We start from the raw sequence: 20375 nt of genomic DNA, 5'->3' as shown, positions 1-20375 counted from the left end.
ATGCTATTCCTTTATAAACATTGCATCGCCAAAACTAAAAAATCTGTATTTTTCTTCTACAGCCTTATTGTATGCATTAAGAACGTTCTCTCTTCCGGCCAACGCTGAAACAAGCATTAATAATGTTGATTCAGGCAAATGGAAATTAGTAATAAGGCAATCAATAGCCTTAAACTGATATCCAGGATAAATAAATATCTGTGTCCATCCACTTCCAGAATGTACAATACCATTTTCGTCTGTTACAGTTTCCAATGTTCTTGTGCTTGTAGTTCCAACAGCAATAACTCTGCCGCCATTAGCCCTGCACTCATTAATCATATTTGCATCTTCCTCGTCAACCATATAAAATTCAGAATGCATATGGTGTTCAAGAATATTTTCAACCTTAACCGGTCTGAAAGTTCCAAGACCAACATGTAATGTAACGTGAGCTATTTTAATACCTTTTTCTTTAATCTTTTCTAATAACTCTTTTGTAAAATGAAGACCTGCTGTTGGTGCAGCCGCTGAACCTTCGTATTTTGCATAAACTGTCTGATATCTGTTTTTGTCTTCAAGTTTATGTGTTATATATGGTGGAAGTGGCATTTCTCCAAGCTTATCCAACACTTCTTCAAAAATACCTTCATAAGTAAACTTAATTAATCTGTTGCCTTCTTCAACAACATCAATAACCTCGCCCGTTAAAATTCCGTCACCAAAACTTATAACAGTACCCGGCTTGCATTTCTTTCCCGGCTTAACTAATGTTTCCCAAACATCGTTTTCCTTTCTCTTTAGAAGCAACACTTCAATCTTTGCATCAGTGCCAACCTTGCTTCCATATAATCTTGCAGGAATAACCTTTGTATCATTAATTACCAAACAATCATTTGGATTCAAATAATCTATAATATCCTTAAATATATGATGTTCTATTTCGCCTGTGTCCTTATCAAGAACCATTAATCTTGAACTGCTTCTGTCCTCTAAAGGATCCTGTGCTATTAATTCTTCAGGCAAATCATAATAATAATCATGTAAACTCATTTCTTTTTTTAACATAACTTTTATCTCTTTTCTGTATAATACTTTTTTTACACTGTAATCTATATTATTTGCATATTTCAGAACTGTCAAGAACAATAGTGAAAGGTCCGTCATTTAAAAGACTTACTTTCATATCTGCTCCAAACTCACCCTGCTCAACAACCTCTATTTCTTCCTTGCACTTTGAAATAATGTATTCATACATTTCATTTGCCATATCAGGTTTTCCAGCATTAATAAATGATGGCCTGTTACCCTTTTTGCAATCAGCATAAAGAGTAAACTGGGATACCAATAACAACTCTCCGTTAACATCCTTAAGTGCAAGATTAGTTTTTCCATCAGCATCATCAAATATTCTAAGATTAATCATTTTCTTAATCATCTTGTCGGCAATCTCTTTAGTGTCTTCATTAGACACACCAATTAAAACAAGAAATCCCTTGTTAATTGAACCTATCTCTTTATTATCAACCTTTACGGAAGCTTCATTTACTCTCTGTATTACAAAACGCATAACTTTCCTCTCTTTTCATCAAAACACCACCCGCCTTGAAACATAGATTTATTCCAAAGCGGGTGGTTTAATGTTTTTATGCTCTTAATTCAATACCCATTGATTCAAGTTCTTTCAAAATCTTATTCATAGCTGACTGAATATCACTATCTTCCAATGTTCTGTCCTTAGCTCTAAATACAATTGAATATGCTACTGACTTAAAGCCGTCTTCAATCTGATCACCTTCATAGATGTCAAATAAGCTGTAGCTTTCAAGGTTCTTTCCTGCCTTGCTTTCAATAGCTTCTTCAATCTTACCAACAGGAATATCCTTAGGTACAACCATTGAAATATCTCTTGATACAGCAGGGAACTTAGCAATTCCTTCGTACTTCTTATCAAATGAAGACATTTCGTATACATATGGCATATCAATTACTGCAATGTATGCTCTAGTCTTCATATTGTAGTTTTCGCAAACTGTTGGATGAACTTCACCTAAATAACCGATAACTGTTCCATCATAAACGATGTTAGCCTGACGTCCCGGATGAAGGAAAGTCTTTCCCGCCTTAGCATCATAATGAACTCTCTTCTTCATTCCAACCTGTTCCAATAATTCTTCTACAACACCCTTCATTGTAAAGAAATCACCTTCGCCATAGAAACCTAATATTAGCTGCATTCTTTCATCAGGAAGTTCCTTAAGTGGTAATTCCTTTGGAAGATAAACATTACCCATTTCAAAAAGTCTTACATCTTTGTTTCTTCTATTATAGTTAGTAGCAAGTGATGTAAGCATTCCACCTAAAGGTGTAGTTCTCATAACACTAAAGTCTTCTCCTAAAGGATTTGAAATAACTATTGACTGTCTGTATTTTGAATCTTTTGGAAGTAATAACTTATCATAAACCTTTGGACTTTCAAATGAATATGACATTCCCTGTGAAAATCCGCTGTATAAAGCTACCCTTCTTGCGATTTCATCAATTCTTAATTTGTATGATAATTTTCCTGATGTAGCTTCTCCACTTGGAAGAGTTGTAGGAATGTTATCATATCCATAGAATCTTGCAACTTCTTCAGCAATATCACACATACCAACTAAATCCTGTCTAAATGTTGGGATTGTAATAAGTTTTGTTTCAGGATCATATTTTAACTCTAAAGCAGGGAAGTAACTTACCATCTGCTCTTCTGTTAAATTAAATCCGATTAATTTATTTACATAGTCAGGATCAAACTTAATTGTTGTTTCTGTCTTCTTTTCAGGATAAACATCAACCATACCTGCAACAACTTCACCTGCTCCTAATTCTTCGATTAACTGACATGCTCTGTTAATAGCTGATTCTGCATTGTTAGGATCAAGTCCTTTTTCAAACTTACCTGAAGCGTCTGTTCTAAGACCAACTCTCTTAGATGAAAGACGAATGTTAGTTCCGTCAAAACAAGCTGCTTCAAAAAGCATATCCTTAACATCATCAGTAATCATTGAGTTTTCGCCACCCATAATTCCGGCAAGACCTACAGGCTTTTCACCATCGCAAATCATAAGCATTCCACTGTCTAATTCTCTTTCCTGTCCGTCAAGAGTAACGAAGTTCTCACCGTCTTCTGCTCTTCTTACTACAATCTTATGGTCTGCAATAGTATCAAGATCATAAGCATGCATTGGCTGACCAAATTCTTCCATAACATAGTTTGTAATATCTACTAAGTTATTGATAGGTCTGATACCACAGGCTGAAAGTCTTCTCTGCATCCATTCAGGTGATGGTGCAATCTTAACATTCTTAACAACCTTTGCACAATAACGCTTACATAAGTCGTTATCCTTTACTTCAACTGAAATGTAATCATTAACATCTCCGTCTGTTCCAACTGGTCCTGTAACAGGTGCCTTAAATGGCTTCTTAAATGTTGCAGCTGCTTCTCTTGCAATACCGATAACACTGTAACAGTCTACTCTGTTAGATGTGATCTCATATTCAAAAACTGAATCGTGAAGTCCTAAAACTTCAATTGCATCTGCTCCTACCTGAACGCTGTCATCGAAAATATAAATTCCGTATTCAGGTGCTTCAGGATAAAATTCTCTTGTTGAGCCGAGTTCTTCAATAGAACACATCATTCCATCTGAAGGAACTCCTCTAAGTTTTCCTTTTTTAATCTTAATTCCGCCTTCTGTCTTTGAACCGTCATGACCTCCGGCAACACGACCACCGTCAAGTACTACAGGTACTTTCTGTCCTTCCTTAACATTAGGTGCTCCTGTAACAATCTGAATTGTTTCTGTTCCAATATTAACCTGACAAATAACAAGCTTATCTGCGTCAGGGTGTTTTTCTATTTTTTCAATCTGTCCAACAACGATTTTGTCAAGGTCTGCATCAAGTCTTTCAAAGCCTTCACATTTTGTACCTGACAATGTCATTGCATCCATGTATTCCTGATCAGTACATTCAAGTTCAGGAACGTATGCTTTAATCCAAGATAATGGTGTATTCATTTTTATTTCTCCTTCCTGCTAACTAGAACTGGTTCAGGAAACGATCATCGTTTTCGTATAACAGTCTCATATCATCTATTTCATATTTTAATAATGCAATTCTTTCAAGACCTACACCGAAGGCAAATCCCTGATATTCCTTAGGATCAATACCGCACATTTCAAGTACGTGTGGATGAACCATACCACAACCAAGAATTTCAATCCAGCCTTCACCCTTACAGAATCTACATCCTTTTCCACCACACTTAAAGCATGAAACGTCCATTTCTGCACTTGGCTCAGTAAATGGGAAATGATGAGGTCTGAATTTAGTCTTTGTTTCAGGTCCAAAAAGTTCCTTGGCAAATTCTGCCAATGTTCCCTTTAAGTCTGAGAAATTAATGTTCTTGTCGATTGCAAGACCTTCAACCTGATGGAATGAAGGTGAATGTGTTGCATCTACCTGGTCTGAACGGAAAACTCTACCCGGAGAAATAATTCTGATAGGTGGCTGAGTTTTTTCCATTACTCTTGCCTGTACTGAAGAAGTCTGTGTTCTAAGTACAATGTTCTTATTTATATAGAAAGTATCCTGTTCATCTTTTGCAGGATGATTGTCAGGAATATTTAAAGCTTCAAAGTTATAATGGTCATATTCTACTTCAGGACCTTCTACAACTTCGTATCCCATACCTGTAAAAATTCTCTCTAATTCTTCAAGAGCTAATGTATTAGGATGCTTATGTCCGATTTTATTCTTCTTAGCCGGAAGAGTAACGTCAATAACTTCTGCTTTCAACTTAGCTTCTCTAGCCTTAGCCTGAAGTTCTGCCTTAACTTCTTCCATTTTTTCTTCAATAATCTTTCTTGTGTCATTAACTAACTGACCAACTTTAGGTCTGTCTTCAGGAGCAACATCTTTCATGCCCTTAAGAACTTCTGTTAACTGACCTTTTTTGCCCAAAACTTCAACTCTAATCTGGTTAAGTTTGTCCAAATTGTCTGAGGCTGTAATTTTGGAAATGGCATCTTCCCTAATTGCCTGTAACTTTTCTTTCATGATAAATTCCTCTCTTTATAGATTTTAAAATAACAGGTTTGTGAGTCAATTTTTTGTTTTCCTAACGGATTGCTACGCACTGCGTGCTCTCGCAATCCGTTAACTTCAATTCGCATATCGTGAAGCTTTCGCTTCACTTTTATGCTCATTGAAGTACGCAAAAACAACTCTCACACTTTTTCATATTTTATTTTTTGGATTGCTACGTGCTTCGCACTCTCGCAATCCTTTTCCCATCATTCGCATATCGTGAAGCTTTCGCTTCACTTTTATGCTCATTATGGGAGCGTGTAGAAAGGTCTTAAATCCACATTTATGCAAGCATATGTGGATTAAGACTTTTCTACACTAAAAATAAAAAAAAGCACCTGTTCCATAGGGACGGATTGCTCCGCGGTACCACCCTAGTTTCCGTAATCATTATCACGAACACTCTATCTGCTTAACGCGCTACACACGTCATTCATTACTTAGATTAGTTTCCTTCTTTAGTATTATTCATACTTATAATCTGTTGGTGAATGCAGCTCCTGTGGGAATTTCAATATATATCTGAACCTGAAAGACCTTCCAGCCTGTGAGTCTTTCTCTCTGACGGAAAATATATATCTACTTACACACTCATCGCCTTTTACAATACGACAATTCTAACACACAAAAAAAACAGTGTCAAACAATAATGCACAGATTAGCATTTTTTCTGCTTTTCTGTGCATTTGCAAGTTCATTATATGTCAATTATTCCTGTTCTTCTTCAAAGTATCCCTTTGAAAATTCTCCATACTGATAATACCAGTTAGGTGCTATTTCTATTCTTTCATATCCTGTATCAACATTTTCCATGCCTTGGAATACGTAAGCAATTGAGTTGATTATTCCAGTGTCGTAAACTGTAAAGTCTATTCTGTTGAATGCCACATATCCCTTATGCACTTCTACAGTTATAGGCATGCTTGAAATAAGATTAAATATTGTTTTTTCCATTTCGCTGCTTATGGCAATCTTTTTGCTCATTGAAAGATTTCCCTTTTCGTCAATGTCAAATGTTGTTTCGTTATTTTTATTTTCAAATTCAAAATAGGAAACTATTTTTGTCATTTCAGCCATATGCTCTGTTACAAGTGGTTTAATATCATCGCTTAACATGTACATTTTTTTAATCTTTGACGGATATGCATAGTTTTCAATATTAATTTTAACTTTCTTTGTTAAACCATTGTGAGCCTTTGCGTATATTATTACAGTACCGGTCTTCATATTGTTGTTAGCTTTAACAACGCCTCTTGCATTTACCGTTGCAAGGCTTGTGTCTGAAGAACTCCATGTAAGTTTTCTGCTCAGTACTTTTTTCTTTTTTAATTTCTTAGACGGATATGCTTCGCCCTGTAGTTTAACTTTTCCGTTAAGACTTATTGTGTACTGATTCTTTATGTATTTAAATCTTCCTGCGTTTACCTTTTTTGATTTTTTATCAGTTACAATTATTGAAACAGTCTGACCTGAATTGCTAAATACTTTCTTACCATTAGCAAAAGTATAAGCCTTTATTTTGTAGCTATACACTTTGTTCTTCTTTACCTTTTTGTCAGTAAGTTTGTTTTTCTTTAATGTTTTAAACTTCTTTCCGTTCTTATATATAATGTAGCCTTTCACATTCTTAGACTTGTTCCACTTTAAAACAACCTTTTTTCCTTTTTGTTTTGCAATGAATTTCACCGGTTCATTAACCGTGTTGGTCTGAGATGCTGTATCTGCAAAAACTCCAACGGTACCAACGCCTACAAAAACACTCATCGCAAATATAAAAATTGCTATAATCTTACTTGCTTTTTTCATAATCCTTCGCTCCCTATTTTACCTTAATTGTAATTCCATTGCTGTATGGAGAATATTCTCTCTTGCCGTCTTCGTTAACATAGAACATTCTCACTTTGTAAGAATATTTTTTCTTTTTCTTAATACTCTTATCAGTGTATGAATTTTTTGTTACTTCCTTTAATTTCTTGTATTTTTTGTCATTATTTGTTTTTCTGTAAATTACGTACCCCTGCTTCTTTGTATCTTCTCTCTTAAGTTTGTTCCATGACAGGGTATTTCTTTTCTTGTTTTTCTGTTTTCCTGAAAGTGTTAGCGTACCATTAGTAACTTTGACTATATTGCTAGTCTTTTCATCAAGAGTAACAAAATCAAATGAATCTCTTACATACTCTTTCGTTGCTACAACTTTATAATAATGAGTTGAACCAAGGTCTACTTCCTCATCGAACTCGCCTCCCTCACAAAGCTGTCCATACTCCCCTTCCAAAAAGGTCCACTTAAATGTACCATCCGGTCTCTTAACTCCTGAATATACCTCACACTGAGTAGCGCCCTTGCATCTTGAATATTCTAATGTATTACAACCTGCTGTTGTTTTTACAAGTCTAAGTGTAAAATCACCCATCTTAGCTGTATCAAGGTCTTTAAATACAGTAATCTTGCATGCTGCTGATGGTCCTTCCGGAGACTTTGCAATAACAGTAGTGTTACCTGTGCCAACTACTTTAATCTTTCCATTTTGATCTACTTCAACTACTCCCTTCTTAGCTACAGACCAAACTATCGTCTTATTTGTAGCCTGTGCAGGAATAACCTCAGCTTTCAACTGATCCACATCTTTCTCACCTAAGTTTAATTCTGATTTGTTAATTTTTATTTCAGTAACAGGTACATAAACTTTTGATTTCAGTACATATGCTATTCTACTATTGTCACCATCATCAAAATTAAAATCTGTTGGCATCTTTATTCTAAAGTAATTTCCACAACTGCCAATCACTGTAACTTTTTGATTTTTAGGAACTTTTGCCTTTCTTATATTTTCTCCCGAGTCTGCTCCTATAAGAAAATCTGCTTCTTCCTTTAAGCTGCCTGACACGTCACTACATTGTGAATAAACAGATAAACCACAAATTGCTTTTTTGTTCTCCGCTGTTGCACTTATTCTTGTATAACCTTCACCTTTTCCCTGAACATTACCATTTCCATCACATGTTGAAATTGAACTATTGTCAGTGGTGTATGTAGCTTTGTTAACTGTAGCTATTTGTGGATAAACAACACTTGTTACAGTAGTTGTTTCTCCCACTTTTACATCATTAGAATTTCTCCATGCCTTAACATCAGTAACCGGAACATATACCTTTGATTTTTCAACATAAGCTTTTCTAGTATCTCTTCCATCATCAAATGTGTAATCATCCGGTAACTCAACATAATAAAAGCTACCACAACTACCAATTATAGTAAGTTCCTGTCCTTGTTTTACTTTTTCTGACCTAATCCATGAATTTTTCGTTGCTCCTCTATAAAAAGTACATGCTTTCCCATTAACTTTACCATAAACATTGTCTATTGCCGTATAAACAGAAATAACTGATGAATGTGATAATTTACCATTAGACTCTGTTGAAACATTCAATCTTAATGTTGTCATTCCCTCTTTTACTGCATTAACTGTCGCCGTATCATTATTTCCTGTAACTGTTGCAATTGATGTATCATCAATAGACCACTTAATCTTATTAGCCACTATATCTGATGGCGTAAACATAATTCCGAAATTTGGATTACTCTTTCCAACCTCAATAGACCTGTGCTCTATTCTCTCATTTAAACTATAACTCCAAATTTCCACTTTAGCATCATCTGCTGCATACACGCTGCTATGTACGCTAAATCCAATAAGTATACTTAATAAAATAAGTAATAAATTTGCTGTAAACTTTTTCATTGTAACCTCCCCTGTTATTTTAAATTAACTTTGTATAAATAAGCCTGTTTGCCTATATTCTTACTAGACGGTTTATACATTGTGTAGTAAAAAATCTTCTTTTTATAATGTGATAAACTTTCAATTTCCCAATTTGTATTTTCAAATTCAATAGTACTCTTTTTCCCATCTTTTTCATATATTGATATTTTTTTTGGATTTTTTATTATATATTGTTTTTCTTTCTTTCCATTACTATTAATAACTTCAATGCAATTATTATCTTTATTTATTTTTTTATTAAACCTTACAATGTAAAATTTTTTATTAAATTGTTCCATACATTGTGGAACCGAATATTTAGTATTTCTGTTAATGTTAAACAATTTTTTATCTAGCTTATATTTAGCTTTTCCTTTTTTTGTATTTTTCACACTGCAGGTGCTAACGTACCTTTCTAAATGAGAACTTTTACCCACCTTTACATCCTCGCGAATGCCCAATGCTAATTGATTTTCTTTTATGTACGAAGTAATGCCAAAGGCTGCCTTTCCCTTATTATTTTCAGAAAAATCGCTACTTGTGCCTTTTCCTGATAACTCTGTATTTATTTTTCCTATTCTGCTTGTATAATTTTTCTTTCCATTTTTTTGATACCAACTTCCATAATATTTTCCATTAAGATACGTAAAGTCATTGGAATGACCAAAAGCTTTTATATTCAAATCTTTGGCTCCCTGTACCATAGTAACCTTTATTACTTTGTTTTTCACTAAATCGATTTCGACAAACGCTGTCAAATCACCCTTTTTATGTCTATTCTTATCTACAAATGCAATAATCATTTTATTACCATTTATGCATCCGCCTTGCATATTTTTAAAATTTAACTGTTCTAATGTTCTCCACTTACCCTTCTTTGTTTTTGCATATATTTGCCTCAAATCTGACCCACCTGCACAAGGTTTATCAATAAATTTCTTATTATGACTTGCTGGGCAATCTTCCACACCACATTTTATGTATACCTCTCTTCCATCAATATCTTGTTTTATTTCCTTAATTCTAATCGATTCTACTTTTCTCTCCTTTGCCTCAACACTATTATCATTGGCTAACATAATAATACAAAGTACCATAAAAATAATCATTCTTTTAATTGTCCCATTTTTCATTCTATTTTTCTCCTTCTCTTTTTAACATCTGTTGCATTATAACATGCTTTTTACTTTTTTTACTACCAAATTTGACATATATCCTTCTTTTTTTTATAATTTTCTAAAAGGGAGGTCTAAACATGAAAAAAACAATTAATATTTTAACTTTATTTGCAGTAATACTTTCACTTGCTTTTATTCCAGTTTCAAGTATTTACGCTTCTAACAGAGTTAATCTTACTTACTATTCTGGTAAAGGTTATTTTAAAGCTAAAACTAATCGTAACAAACATAAAATTGTCATAAAAAATATGACTAATAAAAAAAGAGGTTATGCTCCTGCTATAAGACGTAATGGTTACACATTTATCGGTTGGTATTCAAAGAAAAGCGGTGGTGTAAAATATACATCTTCTAAAATTGTAACTAAAAGACAAAAACTTTACCCACATTGGATAAAAAAATACAAAATTAATACTAATTATTTTGTTCCTATGGGATTAAGTTTGACTGGGGTTGACGATTTTCAGAAGTATTATGGCAAACTTACAATCACTAGCCAAAGTGTGAAAAAGCGTGTTTATCCTGGTAAGTTTAATTGCAAAAATGAAAAAGGAGATTTGATATATATATCATCCTGGTACGGATACGATTCTGATTCCTACCAAATTGACTACCTAAATTGTAAATTAAAAAATGTCATTAATATAAAAAAGCCAACTTCTATGAGCACATTTTTCAAAAAATTAGGTGTAAAGAAATATAACTACAATTCAAAAACACACACTATAGATTTTATATGTAAAAAGTGTTATTGCAATTTCCACAATGATGATGCAGAATATGAAGATATTTGGTGGACAATCAAAATGAATGATAAAAATCAACTTACTCCTGATACCATTGTTAATTTTCAACTTATAACAGATTGGGAAGTATGGTAAATAATATATTAAAACAGCAAATTAGATGCAATAGATTGCATCTAATTTGTCGCATTATAGGAGAAATATAACGTATGAAAAAAATAATTAATCTAACTATGCTTTCAATAATTATATTATCACTAACCTTTATCCCTGCCATTCCAACCAATGCAGCAACAAAGGTTAATATTACATATTATTCAAGTAATGGCTATTTCAAAGCAAAGCTCAATCGTAGCAAGCGAAAAATCACAATAAAAAACAAAATAAATAAAAAGCGTGGCTACGCTCCAGCCATCAGACGTGAAGGATATGCTTTTAACGGTTGGTATACGAAGAAAAAAGGTGGGAAAAAATATTCAGCTTCTACCATTGTCACAAAAAAACTTAAGCTTTACCCACATTGGATAAAAAAATACAAAATTGACACTAATTATTTTGTTCCTATGGGATTAGGTTTACCCGATATAGAAAGCTTTCAAAAATACTTTGGTAAACTTACTTTAATCAATAAAAATGTTGAAGAAGATGTTTATCCTGGTAATTATATATGCAAAACCCACAAAAAAGATTTGATTTATATGTCTAGTTGGCCCACATCAGATTCCGATGCTTACTTTATTGATTATACAAAATGCAAACTAAAAAACGTTATTAACATAAAAAAAACAACTTCTATGGGTATGTTTTTAAAAAAACTAGGTGTAAAACAGTACAATTATAATTCAAAAACTCATACTTTAGATTTCATATGTGGAAAATGTTATTGCATTTCTAATGTCGATGACGATGACGATGCCGAATACGAAGATGTATGGTGGACAATAAAAATGAATAATAAAAATCAAATTATGCCTAGTACGGTTGTAAAATTTGAACTTATAACTGACTGGCAAATATGGTAGTCATCTTTTAACTTAATACTTTAAACAAATTAGATGCAATTTATTGTATCTAATTTGTTGCATTATAGGAGAAATATAACTTATGAAAAAAATAATTAATCTAACTATTCTTTCAACAATTATACTATCACTATCCTTTATTCCTGCCATTCCAACTAATGCAGCTTCAAAGGTTAACATTACATATTATTCAAGCAATGGCTATTTCAAAGCAAAGCTCAATCGTAGCAAGCGAAAAATCACAATAAAAAACAAAGTAAACAAAAAGCGTGGCTACGCTCCTGCCATCAGACGTGAAGGATATATTTTTGATGGCTGGTACTCCAAGAAAAAAGGTGGCAAGAAATATTCAGCCTCCACTATTATTACAAAGAAACAGAAGCTATATCCTCATTGGATTAAAAAATACAAAATTAATACTAATTACTTTGTTCCTGTTGGTATGACTTGTTATAGTTTATCTGACTATGAACCTTACTGGGGAGATTTAAAAGTTGTCAATAAAAAGAAAGGCTCTTATTATTATAACTACACCTTAACAAATTTTAAAAATGATTATTTTTATATTGGTAGCCGCAGCAATTCTCTAGATGTGAATAATTCTTCTTATCGTTGCTTTTATGCTAATATGAATTGTAAATTAAAAAATATAATAAATATAACAAAAATAACCATTCTAAAAACCTTTTTAAAAAAATTAGCCATAAAACACTATAATTATGATTCTTCATACAGGTATTTAGAATTTGTTTGTGGTTCTACACACTATGCTGACGAAACCGACGAAACAGATATTGTCTGGCAATTAACTCTAAACAGCAAAAATCAAGTAACTCCTAACACTGTTGTTTCTTTTGAAGCCAACGATGATTGGGAACAATATTAAAATGGAGATTTGAAAATGAAAAAACTACTTAACTTAACAATTATATTTACAATTATTTTATCACTAACCTTTATCCCTACCTTTCAGACTAATGCAGCATCAAAGGTTAACATTACATATTATGCGGGTAAAGGTCACTTCAAAGCAAAACCTAACCGTAGCAAAAATAAAATTACTATCAAAAATAAATTAAATAAAAAGCGTGGTTATTCTCCCGCCATCAGACGTGACGGATATACTTTTGATGGTTGGTATACCAAGAAAAAAGGTGGAAAAAAATATTCAGCCTCTACTATAATTACCAAGAAACAGAAACTATATCCTCATTGGATTAAAAAATACAAAATTAATACTAATTACTTTGTTCCTATGGGATTAAGTTTTGATAATTTAGACGAATTTCAAAAATATTATGGTTCTATGACTGTATTAAAGAAAAATATTAAAAAACATGTTTTTCCTGGCATCGTAAAATGCAAAACATCATCTGAAGATATTCTCAACTTTTTAGTAATGGAATCCTCTGATGAAGATAAAGATAAACCTTTTTCTTATTCAATTCAATATGCTAATTGTAAATTAAAAAATGTAATTAATATCAAAAAAACAACTTCTATGAATGTTTTTCTAAAAAAACTTGGTGTAAAACAATATAATTACAATTCAAAAAAGCATACAATAGATTTTATATGTGGAAAATGTTATTGTAAGTTTGATAATGATGATGACGATGCAGAATATGAAGATATTTGGTGGACAATCAAAATGAATGATAAAAATCAACTTACTCCTGATACCATTGTTAATTTTCAACGTATAACAGATTGGGAAGTATGGTAAATAATATATTAAAACAGCAAATTAGATGCAATTTATTGTATCTAATTTGTTGCATTATAGGAGAAATATAACGTATGAAAAAAATAATTAATCTAACTATTCTTTCAACAATTATACTATCACTATCCTTTATTCCTGCCATTCCAACTAATGCAGCTTCGAAGGTTAACATTACATATTATTCAAGCAATGGCTATTTCAAAACAAAGCTCAATCGTAGCAAGCGAAAAATCACAATAAAAAACAAAGTAAACAAAAAGCGTGGCTACGCTCCTGCCATCAGACGTGAAGGATATACTTTTGATGGCTGGTACTCCAAGAAAAAAGGTGGCAAGAAATATTCAGCCTCCACTATTATTACAAAGAAACAGAAGCTATATCCTCATTGGATTAAAAAATACAAAATTAATACTAACTACTTTGTTCCTGTTGGTATGACTTGTTATAGTTTATCTGACTATGAACCTTACTGGGGAGATTTAAAAGTTGTCAATAAAAAGAAAGGCTCTTATTATTATAACTACACCTTAACAAATTTTAAAAATGATTATTTTTATATTGGTAGCCGCAGCAATTCTCTAGATGTGAATAATTCTTCTTATCGTTGCTTTTATGCTAATATGAATTGTAAATTAAAAAATATAATAAATATAACAAAAATAACCATTCTAAAAACCTTTTTAAAAAAATTAGCCATAAAACACTATAATTATGATTCTTCATACAGGTATTTAGAATTTGTTTGTGGTTCTACACACTATGCTGACGAAACCGACGAAACAGATATTGTCTGGCAATTAACTCTAAACAACAAAAATCAAGTAACTCCTAACACTGTTGTTTCTTTTGAAGCCAACGATGATTGGGAACAATATTAAAACGGAGAATTGAAAATGAAAAAACTACTTAACTTAACTATTCTATTTACAATTATTTTATCAATAACCTTTATTCATGCTGTTCAAACCAATGCAGCATCAAAGGTTAATATTACATATTATGCAGGTAATGGTTACTTTAAATCAAAACCTAACCGTAGCAAAAATAAAATTACTCTCAAAAATAAATTAAATAAAAAACGTGGCTATGCTCCTTCCATTAGACGCAACGGATATACTTTTACTGGTTGGTATACCAAGAAAAAAGGAGGCAAGAAGTATTCAGCTTCCACCATCATCAAAAAAAAGCTTAAACTTTACCCACGTTGGATTAAAAAATACAAAATTAATACTAATTATTTTGTTCCTATGGGATTAGGTTTACCCGATATAGAAAGCTTTCAAAAATACTTTGGTAAACTTACTTTAATCAATAAAAATGTTGAAGAAGATGTTTATCCTGGTAATTATATATGCAAAACCCACAAAAAAGATTTGATTTATATATCTAGTTGGCCCACATCAGATTCCGATGCTTACTTTATTGATTATACAAAATGCAAACTAAAAAACGTTATTAACATAAAAAAAACAACTTCTATGGGTATGTTTTTAAAAAAACTAGGTGTAAAACAGTACAATTATAATTCAAAAACTCATACTTTAGATTTCATATGTGGAAAATGTTATTGCATTTCTAATGTCGATGACGATGACGATGCCGAATACGAAGATGTATGGTGGACAATAAAAATGAATAATAAAAAACTATCAAATTATGCCTAGTACAGTTGTAAAATTTGAACTTATAACTGACTGGCAAATATGGTAGTCATCTTTTAACTTAATACTTTAAACAAATTAGATGCAATTTATTGTATCTAATTTGTTGCATTATAGGAGAAATAAAATATGAAAAAAATAATTAATCTAACTATTCTTTCAACAATTATACTATCACTATCCTTTATTCCTGCCATTCCAACTAATGCAGCTTCAAAGGTTAACATTACATATTATTTAAGAATGGCTATTTCAAAAAAGCTATTATGGTTCTATGACTGTATTAAAAAAAAATTAAAAAAAAGCATGTTTTTCGGCATCGTAAAATGCAAAACATCATCTGAAGATATTCTCAACTTTTTAGTAATGGAATCCTCTGATGAAGATAAAGATAAACCTTTTTCTTATTCAATTCAATATGCTAATTGTAAATTAAAAAATGTAATTAATATCAAAAAAACAACTTCTATGAATGTTTTTCTAAAAAACTTGGTGTAAAACAATATAATTACAATTCAAAAAAGCATACAATAGATTTTATATGTGGAAAATGTTATTGTAAGTTTGATAATGACGATGACGATGCCGAATACGAAGATATTTGGTGGACAATCAAAATGAATGATAAAAATCAACTTACTCCTGATACCATTGTTAATTTTCAACGTATAACAGATTGGGAAGTATGGTAAATAATATATTAAAACAGCAAATTAGATGCAATTTATTGTATCTAATTTGTTGCATTATAGGAGAAATATAACGTATGAAAAAAATAATTAATCTAACTATTCTTTCAACAATTATACTATCACTATCCTTTATTCCTGCCATTCCAACTAATGCAGCTTCGAAGGTTAACATTACATATTATTCAAGCAATGGCTATTTCAAAACAAAGCTCAATCGTAGCAAGCGAAAAATCACAATAAAAAACAAAGTAAACAAAAAGCGTGGCTACGCTCCTGCCATCAGACGTGAAGGATATACTTTTGATGGCTGGTACTCCAAGAAAAAAGGTGGCAAGAAATATTCAGCCTCCACTATTATTACAAAGAAACAGAAGCTATATCCTCATTGGATTAAAAAATACAAAATTAATACTAACTACTTTGTTCCTGTTGGTATGACTTGTTATAGTTTATCTGACTATGAACCTTACTGGGGAGATTTAAAAGTTGTCAATAAAAAGAAAGGCTCTTATTATTATAACTACACCTTAACAAATTTTAAAAATGATTATTTTTATATTGGTAGCCGCAGCAATTCTCTAGATGTGAATAATTCTTCTTATCGTTGCTTTTATGCTAATATGAATTGTAAATTAAAAAATATAATAAATATAACAAAAATAACCATTCTAAAAACCTTTTAAAAAAATTAGCCATAAAACACTATAATTATGATTCTTCATACAGGTATTTAGAATTTGTTTGTGGTTCTACACACTATGCTGACGAAACCGACGAAACAGATATTGTCTGGCAATTAACTCTAAACAACAAAAATCAAGTAACTCCTAACACTGTTGTTTCTTTTGAAGCCAACGATGATTGGGAACAATATTAAAACGGAGAATTGAAAATGAAAAAACTACTTAACTTAACTATTCTATTTACAATTATTTTATCAATAACCTTTATTCATGCTGTTCAAACCAATGCAGCATCAAAGGTTAATATTACATATTATGCAGGTAATGGTTACTTTAAATCAAAACCTAACCGTAGCAAAAATAAAATTACTCTCAAAAATAAATTAAATAAAAAACGTGGCTATGCTCCTTCCATTAGACGCAACGGATATACTTTTACTGGTTGGTATACCAAGAAAAAAGGAGGCAAGAAGTATTCAGCTTCCACCATCATCAAAAAAAAGCTTAAACTTTACCCACGTTGGATTAAAAAATACAAAATTAATACTAATTATTTTGTTCCTATGGGATTAGGTTTACCCGATATAGAAAGCTTTCAAAAATACTTTGGTAAACTTACTTTAATCAATAAAAATGTTGAAGAAGATGTTTATCCTGGTAATTATATATGCAAAACCCACAAAAAAGATTTGATTTATATATCTAGTTGGCCCACATCAGATTCCGATGCTTACTTTATTGATTATACAAAATGCAAACTAAAAAACGTTATTAACATAAAAAAAACAACTTCTATGGGTATGTTTTTAAAAAAACTAGGTGTAAAACAGTACAATTATAATTCAAAAACTCATACTTTAGATTTCATATGTGGAAAATGTTATTGCATTTCTAATGTCGATGACGATGACGATGCCGAATACGAAGATGTATGGTGGACAATAAAAATGAATAATAAAAATCAAATTATGCCTAGTACAGTTGTAAAATTTGAACTTATAACTGACTGGCAAATATGGTAGTCATCTTTTAACTTAATACTTTAAACAAATTAGATGCAATTTATTGTATCTAATTTGTTGCATTATAGGAGAAATATAACATATGAAAAAAATAATTAATCTAACTATTCTTTCAACAATTATACTATCACTATCCTTTATTCCTGCCATTCCAACTAATGCAGCTTCAAAGGTTAACATTACATATTATTCAAGCAATGGCTATTTCAAAGCAAAGCTCAATCGTAGCAAGCGAAAAATCACAATAAAAAACAAAGTAAACAAAAAGCGTGGCTACGCTCCTGCCATCAGACGTGAAGGATATATTTTTGATGGCTGGTACTCCAAGAAAAAAGGTGGCAAGAAATATTCAGCCTCCACTATTATTACAAAGAAACAGAAGCTATATCCTCATTGGATTAAAAAATACAAAATTAATACTAAATACTTTGTTCCTATTGGTATGAAATTTAGTAGTTTACCCGAGTATGAACCTTACTGGGGAACTTTAAAAATATTAAATAAGAAAACAAAAGCATATTCTTGTAGCTATATTTTAACTAATACTCAAAAAGATACTTTTTCTATCAGTGGTATTGTTAAAGCGATAGATAACAACGGTGATTATATATACGATTATTCCTGTTACTCTATCAATTGCCGACTAAAAAACCTAATTAACATAAAGAAATCAACTTATGTCAAAAACTTTCTAAAAAAATTAGGTATTAAACGTTATGATTTCGATGCATCTGAACACTATATTGATTTTGTATGTGGTTCAACACGATTTGCCGATGAAACATACGACACTGATATCATTTGGCAAATAAATCTCAACAGCAAAAATCAAGTAACTCCTGACACCATTGTTTCTTTTGATGCAAATGATGATTGGGAACAATATTAAAATGGAGAATTGAAAATGAAAAAACTAATCAAATTAACTATTATATTTACAATTATTTTATCACTAACCTTTATCCCTACCTTTCAGACTAATGCAGCATCAAAGGTTAATATTACATATTATGCAAATAACGGTTACTTCAAAGCAAAATCTAACCGTAGCAAGAGCAAAATTACTATCAAAAATAAAATAAACAAAAAGCGTGGTTATGCTCCTGCTATCAGACGTGATGGATATACTTTTGATGGCTGGTACACCAAGAAAAAAGGGGGTAAGAAATATTCAGCTTCTACCATTATTACAAAGAATCAAAAACTTTATTCTCATTGGTTAAAGAAATATAAAGTCAATAATAAATACTTTATACCGTTAGGTACAACTTATCCTAATTTATCTGATTATGAACCCTATTGGGGGACTTTAAAAATACTAAAGAAGAAAAAAGGCTCTTATTCCTATGATTATACTTTGATTAATGAAAAGCAAGATTATTTTTATGTTACCAGCAATGTTAATGCCCTAGATGATAATGGTAACTTTTTATATGATTATGGTTTTTCTAGTTTAAACTGTAAGCTAAAAAATTTGATTAATATAAATAAAGCTACCAATTTTAAAATTTTCTTAAGAAAATTAGGCGTAAAATATTACAATTACGATTCTAATTCTAAATTTTTAGATTTTATCTGTTGCAAAACTTATTATGCCTCTGAACATAAATATATTGATGTAGTTTGGCAAATATATCTTGATAAAAAGAATCAAATATTCCCAAACACTAACGTCTCATTTGTATTAACAGATGATTGGAAACGCTACTAATATTTTTCCCTTACTTATTTCAGGTCTGCCACTTTCATGGCAGACCTGTTTTTTATATTTTGTCATCTACTTCTTCATCTTCGCTGTTGCATGTATTTAATATTTCTTTTAAACACTGGTTTATTTCGTTATTGTCTTTTATTTCTCTTTTAGTTTCTCCCTCACACATTGGCGGTTCCAGTTCCAGTGGTTTTACATCGTTTAATAACAAGTCTCCCTCTACGAATTTAAGGCAAGGATTGCTTTCTGCTTCGTGGGTGTTCATTTTCGGTGGCATTGTTTTTCCTAATGAGTTGAATTTGTATGCCTGATAATAAACTGTTCTAAGGTATAATGTTATTCCGGCAGACATTGTTCCCGTTGTTGGATTAAATTCCATAACTTTCGCAACTGCATTCATATTTAAACCATTTTCTACCGTATTGTCATACATATTAAAGCCTACGTAGTTGATATAGTATTCTTCGTATGAATTGTAAACTGTTGATGCTCCATAAGGTGCATACATGTCAACGGTTACACTTCTTGGATTTGTGTCCGGATTGTAGTTTGTTGTTCCAACTGCCGGCAAATATACTGCTTCTAATGAAACTGTTGTAATGTATTTCTTACAATTATCGTATAGTCTGATTTTAAATACTACTCTTAGGTTTGTAAGTTTTACACGCAGGCAGTTTGCTCTTCCCGGTATGGTTGATACTGTTGAAAAAGTAGGTGGATTTCCCATTTCTGCCAATTCCTCTTCAGTATATTCAACTGTTTCTTCTTCACCTGTAAAATAGCCTTTTCCTGAATATATTTTTATATCCGCCACCAAAAGCTGAACGTAAGTTGTTGTTGGATAAAGTGTTAAAATATTCTCAGGTATGGTTATTGTTCTACACAGATTTATTCCTACCTCATCATATATTATAGGGGAATATATAGACAAGTTTTCAGGTTCACCACATCCGGGGCTTACACATACATCACAATCTTTTCCGGTATGGCAACACTGATTGCACGACATCATTTTATAATCTGACATTTTTATCTCCTCTTTTTGTTTATTATATT

At 31.6% G+C, this 20375-nt stretch carries 19 protein-coding genes and 1 other annotated feature; of the genes, 11 read left to right on the top strand and 8 right to left on the bottom strand.

Annotated elements, in window-relative coordinates:
- Positions 1-3: 3 nt before the first annotated feature.
- The 7 genes from queA to NQ558_RS07620 all read right to left on the bottom strand — a co-directional run bounded on the left by queA (position 4) and on the right by NQ558_RS07620 (position 10011).
- Positions 4-1032, bottom strand: coding sequence for a tRNA preQ1(34) S-adenosylmethionine ribosyltransferase-isomerase QueA (gene queA / locus NQ558_RS07650; RefSeq protein ID WP_040447137.1), 1029 nt, complete (start codon positions 1030-1032; stop codon positions 4-6).
- Positions 1033-1096: 64 nt separating this feature from the next.
- Entirely contained in the window at positions 1097-1549 is a 453-nt protein-coding gene (gene dtd / locus NQ558_RS07645) for a D-aminoacyl-tRNA deacylase (protein WP_005363002.1), read from the bottom strand.
- Between the two features lie 76 nt (positions 1550-1625).
- A complete protein-coding gene (gene pheT / locus NQ558_RS07640; RefSeq protein ID WP_005363004.1) occupies positions 1626-4043 on the bottom strand; it encodes a phenylalanine--tRNA ligase subunit beta in 2418 nt (805 codons plus the stop codon).
- 22 nt (positions 4044-4065) lie between these two features.
- Positions 4066-5085 carry a phenylalanine--tRNA ligase subunit alpha gene (gene pheS, locus NQ558_RS07635; RefSeq protein ID WP_005363006.1) on the bottom strand — a complete coding sequence of 340 codons (1020 nt, stop codon included), beginning with the start codon at positions 5083-5085 and terminating at the stop codon, positions 4066-4068.
- Between the two features lie 374 nt (positions 5086-5459).
- Positions 5460-5719, bottom strand: a binding site (T-box leader).
- Between the two features lie 104 nt (positions 5720-5823).
- Positions 5824-6921, bottom strand: coding sequence for a hypothetical protein (locus NQ558_RS07630; protein ID WP_005363007.1), 1098 nt, complete (start codon positions 6919-6921; stop codon positions 5824-5826).
- Positions 6922-6934: 13 nt separating this feature from the next.
- Positions 6935-8857: an Ig-like domain-containing protein gene (locus NQ558_RS07625; protein ID WP_005363009.1), complete on the bottom strand. Its 1923-nt coding sequence runs from the start codon at positions 8855-8857 to the stop codon at positions 6935-6937.
- Positions 8858-8871: 14 nt separating this feature from the next.
- Positions 8872-10011: a hypothetical protein gene (locus NQ558_RS07620; RefSeq protein ID WP_005363011.1), complete on the bottom strand. Its 1140-nt coding sequence runs from the start codon at positions 10009-10011 to the stop codon at positions 8872-8874.
- Between the two features lie 122 nt (positions 10012-10133).
- On the opposite strand from NQ558_RS07620, the gene NQ558_RS07615 reads away from it, so the two are divergent.
- From NQ558_RS07615 to NQ558_RS07565, 11 genes are all read left to right on the top strand, one after another.
- A complete protein-coding gene (locus tag NQ558_RS07615) occupies positions 10134-10937 on the top strand; it encodes an InlB B-repeat-containing protein (RefSeq protein ID WP_215716540.1) in 804 nt (267 codons plus the stop codon).
- Positions 10938-11011: 74 nt separating this feature from the next.
- Complete coding sequence (locus tag NQ558_RS07610) at positions 11012-11824, top strand: InlB B-repeat-containing protein (protein WP_259907379.1); 813 nt, start codon at positions 11012-11014, stop codon at positions 11822-11824.
- A gap of 82 nt (positions 11825-11906) precedes the next feature.
- Positions 11907-12710, top strand: coding sequence for an InlB B-repeat-containing protein (locus tag NQ558_RS07605; protein WP_005364086.1), 804 nt, complete (start codon positions 11907-11909; stop codon positions 12708-12710).
- 15 nt (positions 12711-12725) lie between these two features.
- Positions 12726-13550 carry an InlB B-repeat-containing protein gene (locus NQ558_RS07600; RefSeq protein WP_005364084.1) on the top strand — a complete coding sequence of 275 codons (825 nt, stop codon included), beginning with the start codon at positions 12726-12728 and terminating at the stop codon, positions 13548-13550.
- A 74-nt stretch (positions 13551-13624) separates the two neighbouring features.
- Positions 13625-14428: an InlB B-repeat-containing protein gene (locus NQ558_RS07595; RefSeq protein ID WP_005364082.1), complete on the top strand. Its 804-nt coding sequence runs from the start codon at positions 13625-13627 to the stop codon at positions 14426-14428.
- A gap of 15 nt (positions 14429-14443) precedes the next feature.
- Positions 14444-15214: an InlB B-repeat-containing protein gene (locus NQ558_RS07590; RefSeq protein WP_259907378.1), complete on the top strand. Its 771-nt coding sequence runs from the start codon at positions 14444-14446 to the stop codon at positions 15212-15214.
- 126 nt (positions 15215-15340) lie between these two features.
- Positions 15341-15709, top strand: a complete 369-nt coding sequence (locus tag NQ558_RS07585) for a hypothetical protein (protein ID WP_259907377.1) — start codon at positions 15341-15343, stop codon at positions 15707-15709.
- Between the two features lie 268 nt (positions 15710-15977).
- Positions 15978-16586: an InlB B-repeat-containing protein gene (locus NQ558_RS07580; protein WP_259907376.1), complete on the top strand. Its 609-nt coding sequence runs from the start codon at positions 15978-15980 to the stop codon at positions 16584-16586.
- 209 nt (positions 16587-16795) lie between these two features.
- Positions 16796-17608: an InlB B-repeat-containing protein gene (locus tag NQ558_RS07575; protein WP_005364080.1), complete on the top strand. Its 813-nt coding sequence runs from the start codon at positions 16796-16798 to the stop codon at positions 17606-17608.
- Between the two features lie 82 nt (positions 17609-17690).
- Positions 17691-18497 carry an InlB B-repeat-containing protein gene (locus NQ558_RS07570; RefSeq protein WP_005364078.1) on the top strand — a complete coding sequence of 269 codons (807 nt, stop codon included), beginning with the start codon at positions 17691-17693 and terminating at the stop codon, positions 18495-18497.
- A 15-nt stretch (positions 18498-18512) separates the two neighbouring features.
- Positions 18513-19319, top strand: coding sequence for an InlB B-repeat-containing protein (locus tag NQ558_RS07565; RefSeq protein ID WP_005364074.1), 807 nt, complete (start codon positions 18513-18515; stop codon positions 19317-19319).
- 52 nt (positions 19320-19371) lie between these two features.
- On the opposite strand, the gene NQ558_RS07560 is transcribed toward NQ558_RS07565, so the two are convergent.
- Positions 19372-20346 carry a hypothetical protein gene (locus NQ558_RS07560; protein WP_005364072.1) on the bottom strand — a complete coding sequence of 325 codons (975 nt, stop codon included), beginning with the start codon at positions 20344-20346 and terminating at the stop codon, positions 19372-19374.
- Positions 20347-20375: the final 29 nt, after the last annotated feature.

It is taken from the genome of Eubacterium ventriosum (assembly GCF_025150745.1).
GTDB classification, from domain to species: Bacteria; Bacillota; Clostridia; order Lachnospirales; family Lachnospiraceae; genus Eubacterium_G; species Eubacterium_G ventriosum.
The sequence above is the reverse complement of the archived record's forward strand: the minus strand, read 5'-3'. Positions and strand labels throughout refer to the sequence as shown.

Bases quoted from the DNA above. Each gene is read 5' to 3' on its own strand.
- queA (WP_040447137.1), bottom strand. From the start codon at position 1,032: ATGAGTTTACATGATTATTATTATGATTTGCCTGAAGAATTAATAGCA.
- dtd (WP_005363002.1), bottom strand. From the start codon at position 1,549: ATGCGTTTTGTAATACAGAGAGTAAATGAAGCTTCCGTAAAGGTTGAT.
- pheT (WP_005363004.1), bottom strand. From the start codon at position 4,043: ATGAATACACCATTATCTTGGATTAAAGCATACGTTCCTGAACTTGAA.
- pheS (WP_005363006.1), bottom strand. From the start codon at position 5,085: ATGAAAGAAAAGTTACAGGCAATTAGGGAAGATGCCATTTCCAAAATT.
- NQ558_RS07630 (WP_005363007.1), bottom strand. From the start codon at position 6,921: ATGAAAAAAGCAAGTAAGATTATAGCAATTTTTATATTTGCGATGAGT.
- NQ558_RS07625 (WP_005363009.1), bottom strand. From the start codon at position 8,857: ATGAAAAAGTTTACAGCAAATTTATTACTTATTTTATTAAGTATACTT.
- NQ558_RS07620 (WP_005363011.1), bottom strand. From the start codon at position 10,011: ATGAAAAATGGGACAATTAAAAGAATGATTATTTTTATGGTACTTTGT.
- NQ558_RS07615 (WP_215716540.1), top strand. From the start codon at position 10,134: ATGAAAAAAACAATTAATATTTTAACTTTATTTGCAGTAATACTTTCA.
- NQ558_RS07610 (WP_259907379.1), top strand. From the start codon at position 11,012: ATGAAAAAAATAATTAATCTAACTATGCTTTCAATAATTATATTATCA.
- NQ558_RS07605 (WP_005364086.1), top strand. From the start codon at position 11,907: ATGAAAAAAATAATTAATCTAACTATTCTTTCAACAATTATACTATCA.
- NQ558_RS07600 (WP_005364084.1), top strand. From the start codon at position 12,726: ATGAAAAAACTACTTAACTTAACAATTATATTTACAATTATTTTATCA.
- NQ558_RS07595 (WP_005364082.1), top strand. From the start codon at position 13,625: ATGAAAAAAATAATTAATCTAACTATTCTTTCAACAATTATACTATCA.
- NQ558_RS07590 (WP_259907378.1), top strand. From the start codon at position 14,444: ATGAAAAAACTACTTAACTTAACTATTCTATTTACAATTATTTTATCA.
- NQ558_RS07585 (WP_259907377.1), top strand. From the start codon at position 15,341: ATGAAAAAAATAATTAATCTAACTATTCTTTCAACAATTATACTATCA.
- NQ558_RS07580 (WP_259907376.1), top strand. From the start codon at position 15,978: ATGAAAAAAATAATTAATCTAACTATTCTTTCAACAATTATACTATCA.
- NQ558_RS07575 (WP_005364080.1), top strand. From the start codon at position 16,796: ATGAAAAAACTACTTAACTTAACTATTCTATTTACAATTATTTTATCA.
- NQ558_RS07570 (WP_005364078.1), top strand. From the start codon at position 17,691: ATGAAAAAAATAATTAATCTAACTATTCTTTCAACAATTATACTATCA.
- NQ558_RS07565 (WP_005364074.1), top strand. From the start codon at position 18,513: ATGAAAAAACTAATCAAATTAACTATTATATTTACAATTATTTTATCA.
- NQ558_RS07560 (WP_005364072.1), bottom strand. From the start codon at position 20,346: ATGTCAGATTATAAAATGATGTCGTGCAATCAGTGTTGCCATACCGGA.